General features: G+C 40.0%; 19 protein-coding genes, 3 pseudogenes and 1 other annotated feature (1 of these 23 only partly in view). Of the genes and pseudogenes, 12 read left to right on the top strand and 10 right to left on the bottom strand.

The features are described from left to right. Positions 1-60 precede the first annotated feature (60 nt). On the bottom strand, positions 61-786 hold the full coding sequence (locus tag AD710_RS01110; protein ID WP_045926778.1) for a MurR/RpiR family transcriptional regulator: 726 nt from the start codon (positions 784-786) through the stop codon (positions 61-63). Positions 787-1,006: 220 nt separating this feature from the next. Here AD710_RS01110 and AD710_RS01105 point away from each other — a divergent pair, with 220 nt between their 5' ends. From AD710_RS01105 to AD710_RS01070, 9 genes and pseudogenes are all read left to right on the top strand, one after another. Then, positions 1,007-1,819: a Cof-type HAD-IIB family hydrolase gene (locus tag AD710_RS01105; RefSeq protein WP_049627075.1), complete on the top strand. Its 813-nt coding sequence runs from the start codon at positions 1,007-1,009 to the stop codon at positions 1,817-1,819. Between the two features lie 32 nt (positions 1,820-1,851). Next, a complete protein-coding gene (locus tag AD710_RS01100) occupies positions 1,852-2,676 on the top strand; it encodes a Cof-type HAD-IIB family hydrolase (protein WP_049627074.1) in 825 nt (274 codons plus the stop codon). 204 nt (positions 2,677-2,880) lie between these two features. Next, positions 2,881-3,144 carry a DUF2651 family protein gene (locus tag AD710_RS01095; protein WP_231595036.1) on the top strand — a complete coding sequence of 88 codons (264 nt, stop codon included), beginning with the start codon at positions 2,881-2,883 and terminating at the stop codon, positions 3,142-3,144. Between the two features lie 192 nt (positions 3,145-3,336). Continuing rightward, complete coding sequence (locus tag AD710_RS01090) at positions 3,337-3,837, top strand: DinB family protein (protein WP_049627073.1); 501 nt, start codon at positions 3,337-3,339, stop codon at positions 3,835-3,837. 158 nt (positions 3,838-3,995) lie between these two features. Next, positions 3,996-4,560, top strand: a pseudogene (locus AD710_RS01085) (GNAT family N-acetyltransferase). Between the two features lie 45 nt (positions 4,561-4,605). Further along, complete coding sequence (locus AD710_RS20300; protein ID WP_134816631.1) at positions 4,606-4,668, top strand: tetracycline resistance efflux system leader peptide; 63 nt, start codon at positions 4,606-4,608, stop codon at positions 4,666-4,668. Between the two features lie 33 nt (positions 4,669-4,701). Beyond that, complete coding sequence (gene tet / locus AD710_RS01080) at positions 4,702-6,078, top strand: Tet(L)/Tet(K)/Tet(45) family tetracycline efflux MFS transporter (protein WP_049627072.1); 1,377 nt, start codon at positions 4,702-4,704, stop codon at positions 6,076-6,078. Between the two features lie 97 nt (positions 6,079-6,175). Continuing rightward, complete coding sequence (locus AD710_RS01075) at positions 6,176-6,394, top strand: hypothetical protein (protein WP_049627071.1); 219 nt, start codon at positions 6,176-6,178, stop codon at positions 6,392-6,394. A 164-nt stretch (positions 6,395-6,558) separates the two neighbouring features. Further along, the gene (locus AD710_RS01070) at positions 6,559-7,095 is read left to right on the top strand and encodes an ATP-binding protein (protein WP_049627070.1); all 537 of its coding nucleotides are present in this window, start codon (positions 6,559-6,561) and stop codon (positions 7,093-7,095) included. Positions 7,096-7,396: 301 nt separating this feature from the next. Here AD710_RS01070 and AD710_RS01065 read toward each other — a convergent pair whose 3' ends face one another. The 3 genes from AD710_RS01065 to AD710_RS01055 all read right to left on the bottom strand — a co-directional run bounded on the left by AD710_RS01065 (position 7,397) and on the right by AD710_RS01055 (position 10,150). Beyond that, positions 7,397-8,269: an AraC family transcriptional regulator gene (locus AD710_RS01065; RefSeq protein WP_049627069.1), complete on the bottom strand. Its 873-nt coding sequence runs from the start codon at positions 8,267-8,269 to the stop codon at positions 7,397-7,399. Between the two features lie 514 nt (positions 8,270-8,783). Then, positions 8,784-9,311 (bottom strand): PadR family transcriptional regulator, encoded by a 528-nt coding sequence (locus AD710_RS01060; RefSeq protein WP_049627068.1) that lies wholly within the window; start codon positions 9,309-9,311, stop codon positions 8,784-8,786. After that, a complete protein-coding gene (locus AD710_RS01055) occupies positions 9,308-10,150 on the bottom strand; it encodes a sialate O-acetylesterase (RefSeq protein ID WP_049627067.1) in 843 nt (280 codons plus the stop codon). The genes AD710_RS01060 and AD710_RS01055 overlap by 4 nt, the downstream gene beginning before the upstream one ends. A gap of 102 nt (positions 10,151-10,252) precedes the next feature. Here AD710_RS01055 and AD710_RS01050 point away from each other — a divergent pair. Beyond that, a pseudogene (locus AD710_RS01050) lies at positions 10,253-10,619 on the top strand (recombinase RecT); the annotation flags it as partial. A gap of 59 nt (positions 10,620-10,678) precedes the next feature. Then, positions 10,679-10,931 (top strand): annotated as a pseudogene (locus AD710_RS01045) (phage major capsid protein); the annotation flags it as partial. A 180-nt stretch (positions 10,932-11,111) separates the two neighbouring features. Here AD710_RS01045 and AD710_RS01040 read toward each other — a convergent pair. Next, positions 11,112-11,561 carry a MerR family transcriptional regulator gene (locus AD710_RS01040; protein WP_049627065.1) on the bottom strand — a complete coding sequence of 150 codons (450 nt, stop codon included), beginning with the start codon at positions 11,559-11,561 and terminating at the stop codon, positions 11,112-11,114. A 169-nt stretch (positions 11,562-11,730) separates the two neighbouring features. On the opposite strand from AD710_RS01040, the gene AD710_RS01035 reads away from it, so the two are divergent. After that, complete coding sequence (locus AD710_RS01035) at positions 11,731-12,582, top strand: aldo/keto reductase (protein ID WP_049627064.1); 852 nt, start codon at positions 11,731-11,733, stop codon at positions 12,580-12,582. A 372-nt stretch (positions 12,583-12,954) separates the two neighbouring features. On the opposite strand, the gene gdh is transcribed toward AD710_RS01035, so the two are convergent. From gdh to sigK, 5 genes are all read right to left on the bottom strand, one after another. Continuing rightward, entirely contained in the window at positions 12,955-13,740 is a 786-nt protein-coding gene (gdh, locus tag AD710_RS01030; protein ID WP_016938876.1) for a glucose 1-dehydrogenase, read from the bottom strand. Between the two features lie 67 nt (positions 13,741-13,807). Next, positions 13,808-14,659 (bottom strand): RhaT/GlcU family sugar-proton symporter, encoded by an 852-nt coding sequence (locus AD710_RS01025; RefSeq protein ID WP_049627063.1) that lies wholly within the window; start codon positions 14,657-14,659, stop codon positions 13,808-13,810. A 516-nt stretch (positions 14,660-15,175) separates the two neighbouring features. Continuing rightward, positions 15,176-15,811, bottom strand: a complete 636-nt coding sequence (locus AD710_RS01020) for an FMN-dependent NADH-azoreductase (RefSeq protein ID WP_049627062.1) — start codon at positions 15,809-15,811, stop codon at positions 15,176-15,178. Between the two features lie 71 nt (positions 15,812-15,882). Then, positions 15,883-16,200, bottom strand: a complete 318-nt coding sequence (locus AD710_RS01015; RefSeq protein WP_016938879.1) for a winged helix-turn-helix transcriptional regulator — start codon at positions 16,198-16,200, stop codon at positions 15,883-15,885. 536 nt (positions 16,201-16,736) lie between these two features. Then, positions 16,737-17,465 (bottom strand): RNA polymerase sporulation sigma factor SigK, encoded by a 729-nt coding sequence (gene sigK, locus AD710_RS01010; RefSeq protein ID WP_016938880.1) that lies wholly within the window; start codon positions 17,463-17,465, stop codon positions 16,737-16,739. Between the two features lie 179 nt (positions 17,466-17,644). Next, positions 17,645-17,863: a binding site (T-box leader), on the top strand; it runs 11 nt beyond the window's last position.

Raw genomic sequence — 17,863 nt, 5'->3', positions numbered from 1 at the left:
TTTAACATATCGATTTTCCTGCCCCCCAGTTCTCTTGCTGGGGGTATTTTGCATGAGTGTTTATTCTCTCAGCTTGTATACTTCCCGTGCCATGGATTCAAGTATGTACATGGCGGGGATTTGGGTGGTGATATTCGCATTTTCAACCCATTCTTCCGTCACGTAATATGAAAGGTTTACATCGGACATTTTGGCGATGGTCGAGTGTTTATGGTTTGTAATACTGATGACCCGGCTGCCTTCTTGTTTCAGCTGATTCAGATGAGTGACCGTAGAGTGGCCTTCACCTGAAACCGACAGAGCGATTGTTATGCTGTTTTGGCGGAAATGGGAATGGACCGGAAAGTAAGGATCTTTAATGTACATGGAGAGTTTCCCTAAGCATGAAAAATATCTGGCCCCGTATTCGGCAAGAATTCCCGAACTTCCCACTCCGATAAAAATGACGCTTTCTGCATCGGCCGCAAGGGCTGCGGCTTTCTTCAGCTTTTCTTCCATGCCCCCGCTCATTGTCCTCTCAAAAAATTCGGCAACGGAATGATGGGGGCTCTTTACATTTGTTTTTTTATTTGCCTCCGCATGCATTTTCAGCTTGACCTTAAATTCCGAAAACCCTTCACAGTTTATTTTTTTGCAGAAACGTAAAATAGAAGCCGTAGATACATGGGTTTCATCTGCCAGCTCACGGATCCGCATATAGACGACTTTCTCGCTGTTTTGAGAGATGTAGTTGTATAAAGAAGTTTCAAGCTCGTTAAATGAAGCAATCATTTCGTGTGTGAACATGCAGAGGGATTCTCCTTTTCATGAGAATGGTGAATGTACATCTAATCGTAACATATCATTTTATAAGAAACATAGCGTTATATGTACGTGACAAATCACTTATTGTGTCATTCAGAACAAGACGTCACCCAATGATTTACGGGATGAATAAAGTGCGGATATAATTCGTTCATACGCTATTCGAATCATTTCTTCAAGGGTCTGAAAAAAGGAGGACAATATGGGTGTTAAGCTGATAGCCGTTGATATGGACGGGACGTTTCTGAATGATGAAATGGCATATAACAAAGAGCGTTTTATGAATCAGTATCGTGAATTAAAAGCGCGGGGAATTAAATTTGCCGTAGCAAGCGGCAACCAATATGCCCAGCTGAAATCTTTCTTTCCGGAAATCGAAAGTGAAATCGCTTTCGTTGCTGAGAATGGCGCTTTTGTCGTGAATGCCGGAGAAGAATTATTCGCGGGTAAAATGTCTGAAGATACAATACAAGCGGTATTCGATGCTTTAGAGCGGTATGATGTGAAAAACGTCATTGTCTGCGGAAAAAATAGCGCGTATATTCATGAAAATGCCGGAGAAGATGAATATCTGCATGCCGGTAAGTATTATCATGTGTTAAAAAGGGTGCCGCATTTTGAAAACATCGATGATGACATTTTTAAATTTTCCATCAGTTTCCCCGCCGAACATTGTTCCGCACTGCTGAGCCATTTGAAAAACGACATCGGATCTTTCGTGACGCCTGTATCAAGCGGGCACGGTGACATAGATCTGATCATACCGGGGCTTCATAAAGCAAGCGGGATGAAGCTTCTCCAGAAACAATGGGGGATAAATGATGAAGAATGCGCGGCCTTCGGAGACAGCGGGAATGATTTGGAGATGGTGTCCGCCGTGAAATACGGAGTCGCCATGGACAATGCGCATGAAAGCATTAAACAGGCTGCCGCGCATATCACGCAATCCAACAATGAAGAAGGGGTCTTAAACGCGATTGATGCCATTCTCAAAGATGAAAAACCGTTTGTCTGAAAAAGACGTTTTAACTGCGGAGGTGCTGAACGATGATTAAGTTAGTGATTACGGATTTAGACGGCACATTTTTAAATAATCAAGGCGATTTTGACCGAACATTATTTGAAGAGACTAAACGAGTAATGGCGGAACAGCATGTCGCTTTCGCCCTCTGTACCGGAAAACAGTGTGAAAGGGTGGAGGCTTTATTCGGAGAAGATGCGAAGGATTTTTGGATTTTAGGAGACAGTGCCACACGTATGAAAAAGAACGGCAAATTCATATATGAATCTTTGATCAGCAATGAAGCGGGACTGTCAATTATAAAGGTTTTGGAAAAAATCAGCTGCGGGCACAGCATTATTGCCTGCACAAAAAAAGGCGCGATGGTGAAAGAGAACCTGTCTGAAAGTGAAATGAAATTCGTGAATGCCTCTTATGCTCATGTAACGAAAATAGCTGATTTCACTGAGATAAAAGACGACTTTATCAAGATTACGGTTCATGACCCCGACGCCAACTGTCAGGAAACGAGAGAAAAGCTGCATGAATTTTTTCATCAATTATATATCGTAGCATCAGAAGACACCTGGATGGACATATCAAATATCGGAATACACAAAGGAACAACCGTACAGGAACTGCAGCGATTGTTAGGGGTTTCGCCCGATGAAACAATGGCGTTCGGAGACGGACGCAATGACAAAGAATTGATGGAAGCGGCATCCTACAGCTTTGCGGTCAAAAACGCCATTGACGAAATAAAAGATGCGGCGCATTTTGTCATTAAATCAAATGAGGAAAGCGGCGTCATGCATACGATTATGAGAATATTAGCGCTGCAGGAACAGAACATGAAGACATCGAATGGGTAAATCGCGTGTGCTGAAGTCGGTGCGCAAGGACTTACTAGGGGACGAAAAAAAGCAGACTATCCGAAGGCTGCTTTTTTTCTGCAATTACTTCCTCTTTAATACACTCCCGATATTTTAAAAATAAATAAATATCTATATATGATTGAGTATATTGGTGTAATATGTAATAAATGGAATGGAACGTAATAATGAGGAGGTGTTTGTATGAGTCCGCTGTTGAGTCCTGCGTATATCATTCTCATCTTTCTTCCGGCGGCTTCTTTTCTGTTGGGGATTTTAGGATATTTCATCTTCAAAAAAGTATGGATGATGGTAGGTATTGTTTTCATTTTGTCCTTGATATTTATGTTTATTGTAATAGGTGCCGAGCCGACATTTTTCATTTGGGTGGCTATGATGACGGGGAGCTGTTTTATCTCCGGTTCAATCACTAAGACGATATGGACTTTTGCAAAGCGAAACTATTAGATAGAAGAATCCTGTTTGCACAGCTATACTTCTTTTTATCGATTATCTGTTGGATTATTATTTTGTATGTTATTGTCAGATCGGGCTTTCTGTTAAAAATGTCATTAGACATGTCTGTTTAAAGTTTTGTTCTTTTTACTTAACGGAGCATGATTATTGAACTCGAGGCACATGGAAAAAAGGAGGATTTTTATGTTTCAAACCTTAGACCATTTTTTGAAATCTTGGGAGTTCGAAGCCGATGCGACACAGAAACTATTAAATACTCTGACTGATAAATCACTAAAACAAGAAATCACTTCACAGAACTGGACTTTAGGCCGTATTGCTTGGCATACTGTTGCTGCTATTCGCATCATCATATTAAACACAGATTTAACGTTTCGCGCCCCAGCTGAAGATTATCCTGTTCCCTCTTCGGCCCAGTTGATAGCAGACGGCTATCATCAAGCAAGCAATGCGTTCGTGCAGGCGTTAAAAACGCAATGGATTGACGATACACTTGAAGAACGAATCAGCTTTATGGGTCAGCAGTTGCCCAATGGTTCACTTTTACTGTTTTTAATTCAACATCAAAGTCATCATCGGGGACAAATGACCGTTCTTATGAGACAGGCGGGTTTACCTGTTCCGGGTATTTATGGCCCGGCAAAAGAGGAATGGAAAAAGTTTGGATTGGAAGCTCCGGAATAGGATGTTGTTGTAAGAGCTCGAATGAATAGATAATACCAATCGATGTTGGTATTTTTTTTGTTTTAGTCTTAGAGTTATTAAACCGGGACCATGAAATGCCACGAATCACAGTTAAAAAGATATAAAGCAAGGTGAATAAATGCAGAAAGTTGATTATTATGATAACTAAAATGACTCGATTCAATATGAAAGACTTCAATAAACCAAACGAACCTTTCGTTGTTTCAGGGAGAATCATCCCTTCATATGAAAAATGTGTGGACATATACAGAGGAGATATTTGCTGAACCTTATGTCAAAAAATATGACGATGAAGAAATTGATGTCAGTTATATTGAAGAAGAGGATAAAGTTGTCTTTTTTTATTACGCAGAGAACCACTGTGTCGGCCGGAGTAAGCTTCGTTCTAATTGGAATGGATACGCACTGATTGAAGACATTGACGTTGCAAATAGAAAAAATGGTGTCGGGACGGCTTTATTACATAAAGCGATTGAGTGGACAAAGGAGAATCATTTATGCGGTCTCATGTTTGAAACACAAGATATTAACGTTTCAGCTTGTCATTTTTATGCTAAAAATAACTTTGTCATAGGAGCGGCCGATACAATGCGTTATTGCAATTTTTCAACAGCATATAGCGGGTGTGTGTCGCAATGTATTCATAATATCGGATTGAGGATTTTTCTTTTTTGCATCGAGCCTTATTGTTGTATACCTTAATCTGTATATAATAAGATATATCAATCTATGCAGGGGGAGTTAAGTATGAAGTGCAAAAAAATGAACAGGGTACAATTAAAAGAGGGAAGCGTATCAATGGCCCTATAAACTGCGTATGCCCTCATTAATGGAGGGGAAATTGTGAATACACCTTATTCACAATCAACTTTACGGCACAACCAAGTGTTCATTTGGCTTTGTGTTCTGTCATTTTTCAGCGTATTAAATGAAATGGTTTTGAACGTCTCGTTACCTGATATCGCCAACGATTTTCATAAACTGCCAGCGAGTGCAAACTGGGTGAACACAGCCTTTATGCTCACCTTTTCCATCGGAACTGCTCTGTATGGGAAGTTATCAGATCAACTGGGCATCAAAAAGCTGCTCCTGTTTGGGATTATGGTCAATGGCTTCGGATCAATCATTGGATTTGTCGGACACTCTTTCTTTTCTGTACTCATTCTGGCCCGATTTATTCAAGGGGCTGGTGCTGCCGCATTCCCGGCACTTGTAATGGTTGCAGTCGTACGCTATATTCCGACAGAAAACAGGGGTAAAGCATTTGGTCTGATCGGGTCGCTGGTGGCAATGGGGGAAGGTGTCGGACCAGCTATTGGCGGAATGATCGCTCATTATATTCACTGGTCATATTTGCTGCTTATTCCAACAGCAACAGTTATCACTGTTCCATTCCTGATAAAACTGCTTGAAAAGGAAGAAAGAATCAGCGGGCGCTTTGATATGGCGGGGATTATATTAATGTCTGCAGGCATCGTATTTTTTCTGCTGTTTACAACGTCATATAGAATGTCTTTTCTGACCATCAGTATTCTAGCTTTCCTGATATTTGTGAAACATATTAGGAAAACTCAAGATCCCTTTGTTGACCCTGCACTGGGGAAAAATGTCTTGTTTATGATGGGCGTCCTTTGCGGAGGCCTGATATTCGGCACTGCTGCAGGATTTGTGTCTATGGTTCCTTATATGATGAAAGATGTTCACCATTTAAGTACTGCGGCAATTGGAAGCGGGATTATGTTCCCCGGGACGATGAGCGTCATCATCTTCGGTTACATTGGAGGATTGCTTGTTGATCGGAAAGGTTCTTTATATGTGCTCACCATTGGGATTGTATTGATGTCTTCCAGCTTTTTAATCGCTGCCTTTTTTATAGATGCGACACCTTGGCTCATGACCGTTATAATCGTTTTTGTTTTTGGGGGGCTCTCCTTCACAAAAACGGTTATATCTACAATTGTGTCTGGCAGTTTAAAACAAAAGGAAGCCGGGGCCGGAATGAGTTTGCTTAATTTTACGAGCTTTCTATCAGAGGGAACGGGCATTGCGATTGCAGGCGGTTTATTATCGATCCGTTTGCTGGATCAAAGGCTGCTGCCTGTTAACGCTGATCATTCCGCTTATTTGTACAGTAATATGCTGGTCCTATTTGCAGGAATCATCGTTATGAGCTGGCTGGTAACTCTGAATGTCTATAAACGTTCGCGGAGAAATGACTAAAAAGGGAAAAGGATCAAACTTGATAAAAGTTTTGATCCTTTTTTGAGGAGCTTCCTTATTCCGAAACCTTTTGTCGATCAATGAAAGGAGAGTTAAGGTGAATTACATTTATAAGAAAAAGGAAAAGAAAAATGGAAATTGTATCATATCAATCAGAGATAAATGGGAGAATGCACTTATTGAGTTTGAACAAAAAAATAATCAAATTGAGATTGTGATCAATTACCGTAACGAGAAAACAACTAAGTTTTCACTGCCAATCGAGACTTTTGAAAAAGTGTATGAGGATATTAAAATAGGCCGGAGAAAAAGTTAATCATTCTGTTTGAAAATGACCATGAAGTTCGTAAGTATTATGGTCTTAACACGCATCTGGATTCCCCTGGAAAAGCAAAGGTTTTGGGGATTTATGTTAAAATAATAGTCAGAACCTTATGCAGCGGACAGGGAGTTTCGTTGCTTCATAAGGAGGGGGGAACTATGAAAAATAATATTCACATACTGGGAGCCTCTGGAGTCGGCACTTCAACATTGGGTGCTGCATTATCAAAGCATTTGCCTCATACGCATCTTGATACTGATGATTACTATTGGACAGATAAATTCACTAAAAAAAGAGAAATTCCTGAAAGAAGAAAGCTGCTTGAAAAAGACTTAACAATAAATGAGAAATGGATTCTTTCCGGCGCAGTGTGCCGCTGGGGCGATGATCTAAAAAGTGATTTTGACCTTGTCATCTTCTTATGGATTCCGCAAGATATCCGGCTTGAGAGATTAAGGCATAGGGAATTTCAACGTTATGGAAACGAAGTGTTAGCCGGCGGCAGTAAATATGAAGAATCAAAAACATTTTTAGAGTGGGCATCTTTATATGATAATGCTGGAATGGAAGTTAGAAGTAAAGCTTTACACGAACATTGGATGGCAGATTTATCTTGTCCAGTGTTAAAAATTGAAGGAGATTACTCAGTCAATGAAAGAGTTGACCGTGTCTTGGATTATCTGAATTCTAAATAAACGAACAGAAGCATAGAAAACTCACTTCAGGAAACCGTGAAGGCAGGAATCAAAACGGGAGATCTTGGAGGTCAATCATTAACGTCAGACTTTGCAGAAGCAATTGCAGAAAGGGTCGGACATTAAAGCGGGAAATAAGAGGCGCGATGCAGAGCATCAAAACGCAATAGGACACCTCAATTTAGATTTTCTGTAAGAAAGGCTCTGCTCATAAAAAAACTCAATTCGTAGATTAGTGGCATCAATATTGCCGCAGATCGGGTTAGTGAGGAAGGGATGAGACCCCTTCCTATAAGATACATTACTTTTTTGAAATGGGTATCCAAATTTCACTTTTAAAAGATGGCGATGTTACATCTTTATGCTCATTCCACAGTATTTCTGGGCCTTCAATTTGTTCATAATTTGACGATGGAAACCATTCGGAATAAATCCGCCCCCATACTTCCTGCAGTGCATTCGGAAATGATCCGGCTGCTTCGAATACAGCCCACGTTGAGGCAAGGACTTCAAGCTGTGATAGATGATTTGGGCAATGTTTTGTTGTGGCTGCGCCAATATAGTGATCAAGCTCTCCATTTTCCTCTGTCCGGCCTTCAGAAAAGTTCGTGGATGCACTAATGAGTCCTACAGGCGCTGCATTAGAAAGCTCTTTTAGTTGATTGATTGCTGCTTCATCTAAACTCTCCCACATCGATGCAATGTCAGGATTCACTCCTTTGAACAAAATAGGGACTCTTTTTTTAATGCCGACGATGCGAAATGCCTCTTTTTCTTCAATGCGATAGTTCATTTCATTTCCTCCTTTGATTGATAACTGGAAGGTCATTCGCGGATAAGCTTTAAGTGAATGGCCATTATGTTTAGCTTCTGATGGTCTTATGCCATGCAAATGTTTAAATGCTCGTGCGAAAGAATCTGGTGAGTGATAACCGTATTTTATTGCAAGATCAATCACCTTTACGCTGCTGTCTTTAAGTTCAAAAGCTGCAAGAGTAAGACGTCGTCGACGAATATATTCCGATAATGAAATACCTGCAAGGAAGGAAAACATCCTTTTAAAATGATATTCAGAGCAGAAAGCAAGCCTTGCTGCTTCTTTGAAATCAATATCGTTCGTGAGGTTTTCTTCAATATACGTTAATGCGCTATTCATCCTTTTAAGCGAATCCATTTATTTGACCTCCTTTAACAAAAGAATAACAGGAGCGAAATGTATCTACCCGACATTCCGTGCACAGTTTTGCAGGATAACTTATATGTAATAAATTAAGTGATTCACCTGTATTTGTACAGATAAAGAAAACACCTCATAACTGATTGGGTTTCATAAGATGAAAGAAAATTATCATTGTTTTATATTAAAAAGAAAATAAGAAAAAGCCGGGATGTCAGATCCGGCTTTTCGCAAGTGAAGCATCTGTTTAGCGGAAGAAGGAGAAAAATCAGAATGCTAAATGGTGTAAAAAGTGGCTATTAATACGAAGGATTGAAAAAGAAGAACACGCAGCAGATTCACTTGCTCTTGTTGGGGGGGCAAGTGTTGACAACCCTATTACTGGTTTAATTAAAGAAGGAGTATAAAACCTGTGTCAATGATGTTACGAGATATCTGCGACACAGGTTTTATATGTAGGTAACTCATCTTCTTATATATTTAACAGTGCATTTTTTTATTATGCAATCGTTCATTCTATTTCTGCTTTCAATTTTTCGAACCATTCTAAATTAACCAAGTGATGTGAACGGGAATTTTCGTTCATACGGCGAAAGTAATTGATTGTGCCGGGAATTTCTTGAGTGATGGACAGGTATTCATCAAGGAGCTCGATTCGAGTTTTAGTCTGATTGATTTGTGATTGGATCAGATCCAGTAATTTATTTTTGTCGAATTCATCGGCAAAGAGTAACGCCCCATAAAATTGCAGGTTCACATATTCCGATTTGGTGCCGTATTTGATCATTAATTTCTCGAATTCTGCCCTTCCCGATTCTGTGACGTTAAAGTTACGGATTTCACGCCCGCTGGTTGAGGGTTTCTGATGAATCTGTTCGATAAAACACTTTTCTTCAAGTTGCTGCAGATTGTAATAAAATGAACCTTTCGTGAAGTTAACAATGTATTTGTAATGACGTTTTTCCATTAAGGCCAGAAGTTCATAGCCATGAGCGCCGGGGTTTTGGATGAGCAGGCCAAGGATAAGTAAGGGAATTATGGTTTCATCACCTTCGCCATCCGCGCCTCAAATTCCGCGTACGTGATTTTGCCCGATGCCAAATCCATACTATGAAGGTAAATCTGTTCTGTTTTAGAATAGTCACTATTCACTTTCAGTGATTGCTCCTCTCCCGAAATAGGTTTCAGGATATGGCACTTTTTCGAAAAAGCCTCGAAATAGCGGTAACCGAATTTGCGTTGTGAAGCTGCGTCTAAATGAATGCCATCAGGATTCGCAGTCAAACCCGTTGCAGTAACAAAATAACAATTCGGTTGTTCATTAGCGAAACGCAGCAATTGTTCATTAACCTGTCGAAATTCAATCGCGTGCTGTCCAAAACCGGTCTTCCCAAGAAAGTCACCAAGCCCTCCAATCATCAACGGTACCTCATCAAGTTTCAACTCGCTTCTTAGCGTCTCGATGATAAGGGTTAATTTCTCGTAATAAGTTTCATGCAGCGAACGATAACTGTCACTCTCACCTTGGTGCCAAAGGATTCCGCAAATTTGACTGGATCGGAGGGCGAAGCGGGCTTCGGACAAAGCATGCTGAAAAAGGATGCCTTCCGGATGCCAGTCATTCAATGAACTGCCACCTTCCGCACAAGGGATTAAGCCAATTTCTTCATCGGGATGAGCTTTCGACCATGCATCTGCAAAAGATGCCGCCAGGCCAACGCCGGAAACCGGGCGGTCGCAATTAATCGGCTCTGTCATCATCTGCCACTGTCCATTGCGCAGCATTTTTATTTTTTCATTATAGATAGGATCTACTTCATTCAAAAATCCACGGCCCGCCATATTCGACTGCCCCAACATCAAAAAAGACTTTATCATCTTATTTTTCACTTCTTTACATCAATATTTGGTCTAATTAGACTATAGTCAATTCAGTTTGTCTTGTAAAGTTTTAACAAGGTTTTATTAGTATGTATGATAAGCGCTCCTGTGGCAGCTACACTCAACCTGCCTATACATAAAAACTTAGGGTTATGCCTGGAAAGGATCAATTCCAGCTTGGATACAAAGGGTACATACAGCTTGCTTTGCAACGTCCATCAATTGCATACCGATTCATGAAGACGAATTGCAGAAGTGGAATCCGCTGACAGAGGAGAAAGAGATTGATTTTGAAAAACGAGAATCAGATGCGGTAATTGGTTATGCAGCTTATTTTGAGTTGATAAATGGCTTCCGAAAAACAGTGTACTGGACAAAGTCACAAGCAGAAAAGCACAAAAAGAAATTCAGTAAGTCTGATGTTGGATGGAAAAATGACTGGGACGCGATGGCTCTTAAGACTGTATGAAAAGCAGTTTTGAGCAAGTGGGGGATTCTTTCTAAAAAGCAGTTAGTTATTAATGATTTATCCGAATGGTTCAAGACATGCCAACGATTTTAAGAGATGCGCGAGTTATCCAAATGGATTATGACACACAGAAAATCGAGAAGATCGGTTTTGGTCAGTGTATTTTAAGAGCAGCCCAAGAGGAAGTTGCGCTGACTAAGGATCAAAAATCAGTTCCATCAACTAGCACAGTTAACTTAAGCACAAAAGAAGTAATTGCTGAAGTTTAACATTACCTATGACACACTTGAAAACAACATCGAACAAGAAGTCGCATACAGATGCGACTTCTATCAATAGAAAGTAACCGTAAGAAAAAATTTAAGGATTTGCAGCTCTATAGCCGTATAAACAAATTTAATCCCTCATAATATGTCATCAAACTTAGCATACTCAATATGGATCCCAATTTAGGAGTTTAAGAGCCATTGATGTGCTCATAAGTATCTCTCACACTTTCCGAGCATCTGGCGAGTAAAATACGTCACTATGCATATGCTGTATTTTTTCCCAGTTGGCGGGATTGGTTGTATCAAAAGAGCGGTGCTCCATAATGGCCTGATACAGGGCGGTTTTTTGTTCCAAATGGGCAATGTGCTGTTTGGCTTCTTCGAGCTGGGCGAGCGCATCTTCTTTATGTTCCATCATGAGTGTGTACCGTTGTGGAATGGTCGAATCTCCTTCAAGACAGAGATTCACGTACGTTTTAATGTCTTCAATCGGCATCCCGGATTGCCTAAGGCATTTGACGCCAAACAGCCAGTTGATTGATTCTTCGTCGAACAAACGAATATTGTTTTTATTGCGTTGTACGCTCGGCACCAGGCCTTTATCCGTGTAGAAGCGCACCGCATGCTCGGTGAGTCCGGTTATCATCGCTGCTTCTTTGACTGTATGCATGTGTAATCCTCCTTTAAACATTTTTAAAAAAGTGCTTGCCTTCGTGTTACACGAAGATAATAAGCTTATTATAACGCAAACCAGCCGCAGCGGAATTCATTCTGCAGTGCCCGATTTTCGGGATGCGTGCCGTTTGTCGTTCTACATTTGAACAATAGGAGGAATTACAATGCAAACCGTAACATTAAACAATGGAGTGAAAATGCCAATTATCGGCTTCGGTGTGTACCAAGTCCCCGATGCTCAAGAATGTGAAAACGCAGTATATGAAGCGCTGATGACCGGTTACCGCCTGATTGACACCGCTTCCGGTTACCTAAACGAGGAAGCGGTTGGACGTGCAATTAAGCGGAGCGGCGTACCGCGTGAGGAGCTATTCATTACGACCAAGCTCTGGATTCAGGATGCCGGCTATGAAAGCGCCAAGACAGCCTTTTCCAAATCATTGAGTAAGCTGCAGCTGGATTATCTTGATTTATACCTTATTCACCAACCATACGGCGATTACTACGGCGCTTGGCGTGCGATGGAGGACCTGTACCGCGAAGGAAAAATCAGAGCAATCGGAGTCAGCAACTTCTATCCCGACCGTCTTATGGATCTCATCATGCATAATGAAGTCGTGCCAGCCGTCAATCAAGTCGAAACACATCCATTCTATCAGCAAAAAGAAAGTGCTGCTTTTATGAAAGAGCAGGGAGTACAACACGAGTCGTGGGCACCGTTCGCTGAAGGACGCAATAACATGTTCAGCAACGAAGTGTTGACTTCCATTGCGGAAAAACACAATAAATCCGTCGCCCAGGTCGTGCTGCGTTGGCTTGTTCAGCGTGAAGTCGTTACGATTCCAAAATCGGTGCGCAAAGAACGGATTGTAGAAAACTTTGACATTTTCGATTTTGAGTTGAGCTTAGAGGATATCGAAAAAATTTCCGCCCTTGATAAAGGAGAAAGTCTTTTCGGATCGCACCAAGATCCGAAAATTGTAAAAGCGATAGGCGCTATGAAATTCGATCTGTAACTTATGATTGAACTGTAAATTTATCATCTATTTATTTGCTATCATAATAGCAGAAATGTACTAAGTGTATTGTGAAAATTCTGTCAATAAAGCGCGATCCAGCTTCAAATGTTGGTTTTAAAATTGAAGGAGATCAAGTTAGGGCTAAAGGAAGGGAAGGACCCTTCCTTTTTTACTTGGACGGACTGAAAACAGTGCCCTTTTTCTGGCCAAATATAAAAAAACACACAAGTGGATAAAATGAACCTATTTGTTCAATATAATCAGCTGCTTTGAAAGTATATAAAAAAGGACACCAAACCAACAGCACCAGTGCTATAAGTTCAGTGTCCGCAGACTTCTATTTTTTATTTCTCTAAAGCCTTACTCTTATTAACCTCTTCCAGCTTGGAAAGAAGGATATTTCGTCATACCGCCATCTGCAAAGAGTGTAATACCTGTTACATAACTTGCTTCAGAAGATGCTAAGAATGCTGCTACAGAGGCTACTTCTTCCGGTTTACCGATGTAACCCATTGGAATCATGCTTTCAACATCTGCACGTTGTACCGGATCTGCAAATTTTTCAGCATTGATTGGTGTGTTCATTGCTCCTGGTCCAATATTGTTCACGCGAATTCCTTTTGGTGCATATTCAAGTGCCAATGTTTCTGTCATTAGCTTCATACCGCCTTTACTAGCTGCATAGTGAACAAATAGCGGCCAAGGAATCATTTCATGTACACTGGACATGTTAATGACATTTCCTTTAATATCATTTTCTACAAAGTATTTGATCGCTTCACGGCTGCCAAGGAATGCTCCTGTTAAGTTTGTGTCGATTACCTTGTTCCAATTGTCTAAAGAAAGTTCATGAGACGGTACAGGGTTTTCAACACCAGCATTGTTAATCATTACATTCAATGTGCCGAATTCTTTTACAGCTGTTTGTACAAGGTTGATGACATCTCCTTCTACTGTTACATCACCAGGTACAATAATAGCTTGTCCGCCTGCTTCTTCCACTTCTTTTTTAGCTTCTAATGCTTCATTTTCATTATTACGATAGTTAATGACCACTTTTGCTTGTTCTTGACCGAAGCGAACAGCCATTGCACGTCCAAGGCCTGTAGCTCCGCCTGTGATTACGACTACTTTATCTTTTAAATCTTTATACATGATAAGTTCCTCCTGGTTCTAACGATTATTTTTTAATAGATATTCTTACTGTTTAGGTTAATGTATTTTAACTTTTTGCTATTCCCAGCAGCACTCCGCCCAAAATAATGAGCACAATGCCAATTGAAATCGAAATAAGCTGACGGTTTGTTTTCTTTTCGCCTAGTAAGAAGATACCTCCAAGCGTTGAAACGACGATTCCCATTTGTGATAGTGAAAAACTTGTCGCTACCCCTACCTTAGGTTGGGAAATAAATAAGAACATATTACCCGCAGCCCATATAAGACCGGGAATAATGTTGCGAATTGTGTATTTATTAAAAGGCTTATGTTTATAAGTGAGGATGAGTCCGCCGATAAACATACCGATAGCTTGAGGGAATAAAGCCACCCAGCCATCAACGTTAAACAAACGTGCAACGACCACATATACTAAATATCCAATCGTAGATATGATGAGTGTGATAATGCCCTTTTTAAATTGCCCAGATTGCTCTTTATTTTTTTTGCTTTCAAGAGAGGTTAACACAATCCCAATCACGATAAAAATGAGGGCTAGTATTCCCAATAGAACTGTAGTGACTGTTGACCACTCATGAAAAACAATCACCCCAAACAAAGCTGTTGATACGAGCTGCATACCTGTTGAAATCGGCATCGTTTTAGAAACACCAATATATTCAATGGTTTTTAACTGATTACTTTGTCCAACAGCCCAAAACAACCCAGAAACGATTCCTACAATAAAGATAAAAGGCGTCAATACAGGATGGATAACGAGATAGATAACAGCTGAAAAGATCAGTGCTCCAATCGTTGTTCCAAGTGTTTGACTATAAGGTCCTCCGCCTAACTTGACATTGAAGAGGACGATACTTCCCCAAAATATTGCAGGAAGAATGGCTAAGAAAATATCCATTTGATGCAAACCTTCTTTCCCAAACCCTTGATGTATTGAAAGTGGCTAGTTTTGTTTCGTCACTTTACGTTACTAATAGTAACCTAGGTAACTAAAATAGTCAATGATTTCATCTTGCATTTCTTTTTTTCTGATTAGTTCTTCAATTAGACCTTTCTTGATGTTTCGGGTCTGGAATAATAAAAATGGTTCATTTATAAGAAATCTGATTTCAAAAGAAAAAATCAGTCGCAACGAAAAAAACTAACCTAAGTTACTATTGGTTACTTAGGTTAGTTTATCGCATAGGTATGAGTGGTTTGTTAACTAACATAAAAAGAAAGGTGAAACTCAAGTGGCAGAAACATTAATATCTGCTGGGAAAGTGTTTATTGAGGGCACAGTCGTATAAATCATGCAGGTCAGAGGTGTGCGGCAGCTATTTATGTTTAAAGAAAAAGAGGAATCAGTATAGGAAGATGTATAAAACAAAATTGAAGGGCCTTGATAAGGTTCAAGGCCTTATGATGTGTTGGATTAAAATTGTTTAGCCATCTCTTTGGCTTGCTGCATTGCTTTATCTTTAATTAGAGAAGCTTGTTCCGGAAACTTCATTTGCCCTTCAATAATAATACTTTCAAACGATTTGATACCAAAGAAATCCATAACCGCTTCTAAGTATCGGTTTCCCATCTCTCTTTCCATTTCAGGACCATGTGAGTAGATGTCTCCCCGCGATTGTATATGGAGAGCTTTTTTTCCTTTTAGTAATCCTTTTGAACCTTCTTTAGTATACTTGAAGGTTTTACCTGACACTGCGATTGCATCAATATAGGTCTTCATGATGGCCGGAACGGAAAAATTCCACATAGGTGTTACAAAAATATATTTATCAGCTAACAAAAACTGTCCGCCTAATTCAGCTAAACGGGCGACTTTTAACCGTTCATCTACTGATAAATCTTGAAGTGAAGCTTGAGAGCGAAGTTTTTTCCAACCATTAAATACATCTGCGTCTAGATAAGGAATATCAGCTTTATATAAATCTAAATGGACAACATCATCTTCAGGATGTGTTTGTTTGTAGCTTTCAATGAATTCTTTTCCTACGGTCATGCTGAGTGATTCATCTTCAGGCAGAGGATGTGCTGTGATATAGAGAACATTAGACATGGAGATCTTCCTTCCTTATTAGATAATGAAAAACAGCGCTGTGTTTATTGGCATAGATACTAAAAGAACTGTCAATCCTTGACCCAGCTTTCCGCCCATTGACTAATCGGTCCTAATATTTTTCCTAATTCTGTTCCTTTTTGAGTTAAAGAGTACTCAGAACGTATCGGACGATCGGGGATTACATTTCGGACAACAATTCCCTGTTCTTCTAATTCTTTAATCCGTTCCGTTAATATCCTTCTGCTTAAGGAAGGCATGCTCTCGCTTAGCTCACTAAAGCGCTTAGGACCGCTCATTAGCACATAAATAATTAACCCTGTCCATTTTTTTCCAATTATCTCGAAACTTTTTTCTACTTTAGGTTGTAAATCTTTCGACTCGCCCATATTATATGTCCTCCTTCAATAAATATGGATGAAAAATAACTTATGCATTTATTGTAACAAAAATAATGGAAATGTATTTGGGTACTTTGAATTAAAAAGGTTGATATCTCTTTTTTTAGTTACTTTTTGTCACTTTAGTTCCTTTTAGTATCAGGTGAATCAGCAAAATTTCTAAAATAATCAAATCATGATTGTGAAATGAAATATATTTTATTGATAACAATGTGCGGATATTAAAGGGAAATAATTCAATAACTTAAGTATATATGAGTATTTGTGACGGTTAAATAAATTAACTCTAAGAGGGAAATGAAATGCATCTTATGTTGTATTGATCATGCCGCGTTCGTTATACCTGAATGAACATATAATTGATGAGATATTAAGCTGCATGTGGAGTGAATAAACAGGGGGATATTCAGCTTTTTGATCCAGGTTGATAGAGTATATGTAAGGAACGATTTTTCATATATTCTGCTGCTTGTGTTGAAAAAGATAAAACAGAAAAAGCCGGAATGTCAGATCCGGCTTTTCGCTTACTTTCCCTTCGACTTCTTCCGCTTCTCTTTCTCCGCCCGGTAAAACTCATGAAACATCTTCATCAGCGCGCGTTTTTCAATCCGGGATACATAGCTCCTTGAAATGCCGAGCTCTTTCGCGATCTCGCGCTGCGTCTTTTCTTTTTTTAAATCAAGGCCGAAGCGGCCGACGATCACTTCTTTTTCGCGGTCGTCTAAAATGTCGATATATTTTTTGACCTTTTCAAGCTCCATGTTGAGCTGAATGGTGTCAATCACATCTTCGCTTTCCGACTTGAGCACATCGATCAGGCTTATTTCATTCCCTTCTTTATCCTGGCCGATCGGATCATGAAGGGAAACGTCTTTTTTCGTTTTTTTCAAGGCGCGCAGATGCATTAAAATCTCATTCTCAATACATCGTGCGGCATATGTCGCAAGCTTCGTGCCTTTTCCGGCTGAATAGCTTTCGATGCCTTTAATCAGCCCGATTGTACCGATGGAGATCAGATCTTCTGCGTCTTCTCCCGTGTTTTCGAATTTTTTTACAATATGGGCGACTAAACGGAGATTATGTTCGATCAGCATATTGCGGGCGTGTTCATCTCCTTCAGCCATAAGGTCTAAGTATTTTTTCTCCTCACTATTTGAGAGCGGTTGTGGAAAGGCATTATTTTTCACGTATGATACTAAAAACACGAGTTCTTTCACAATAAACCCGAGCGCTGCAAAAACACCTGTCACCATCCTCACCTCCACAAAGTTATGTAGGCAAAAGCCTATATGTAACTGTATGTGGCAGTCAGGCTGTTTGTGTCTGTACAGGGAAATTAATCAAAGGCAAGTTTTATTTCTTACAGCCTCTTGATTTTTTCTGATTGAGCCTATATATTGTTAAAAAAAGTAAGGTCGAAAAGAATATAACGTGAAAAGCGCTGAAGAGAAGAGTAGACAGATATCATTCATGACAGAGAGCTCCGGGAGCTGGGAAGGAGTATGAATGGATGTGTTGAAACAAACCTCTTAGCTTCGCATCGGAATCATGCAAAACGAGGATGATGCGGCGGATACTCCTGTTACCGAGTAAGCTTTGTACCGGCAAGGCCGGCGCCAAACCGAATTGAGGTGGCATAGCGGGCTGTTTC

Origin of the sequence: Bacillus sp. JFL15 (assembly GCF_001184225.1) — a bacterium.
GTDB classification, from domain to species: domain Bacteria; phylum Bacillota; class Bacilli; order Bacillales; family Bacillaceae; genus Bacillus; species Bacillus siamensis.
The sequence above is the reverse complement of the archived record's forward strand: the minus strand, read 5'-3'. Positions and strand labels throughout refer to the sequence as shown.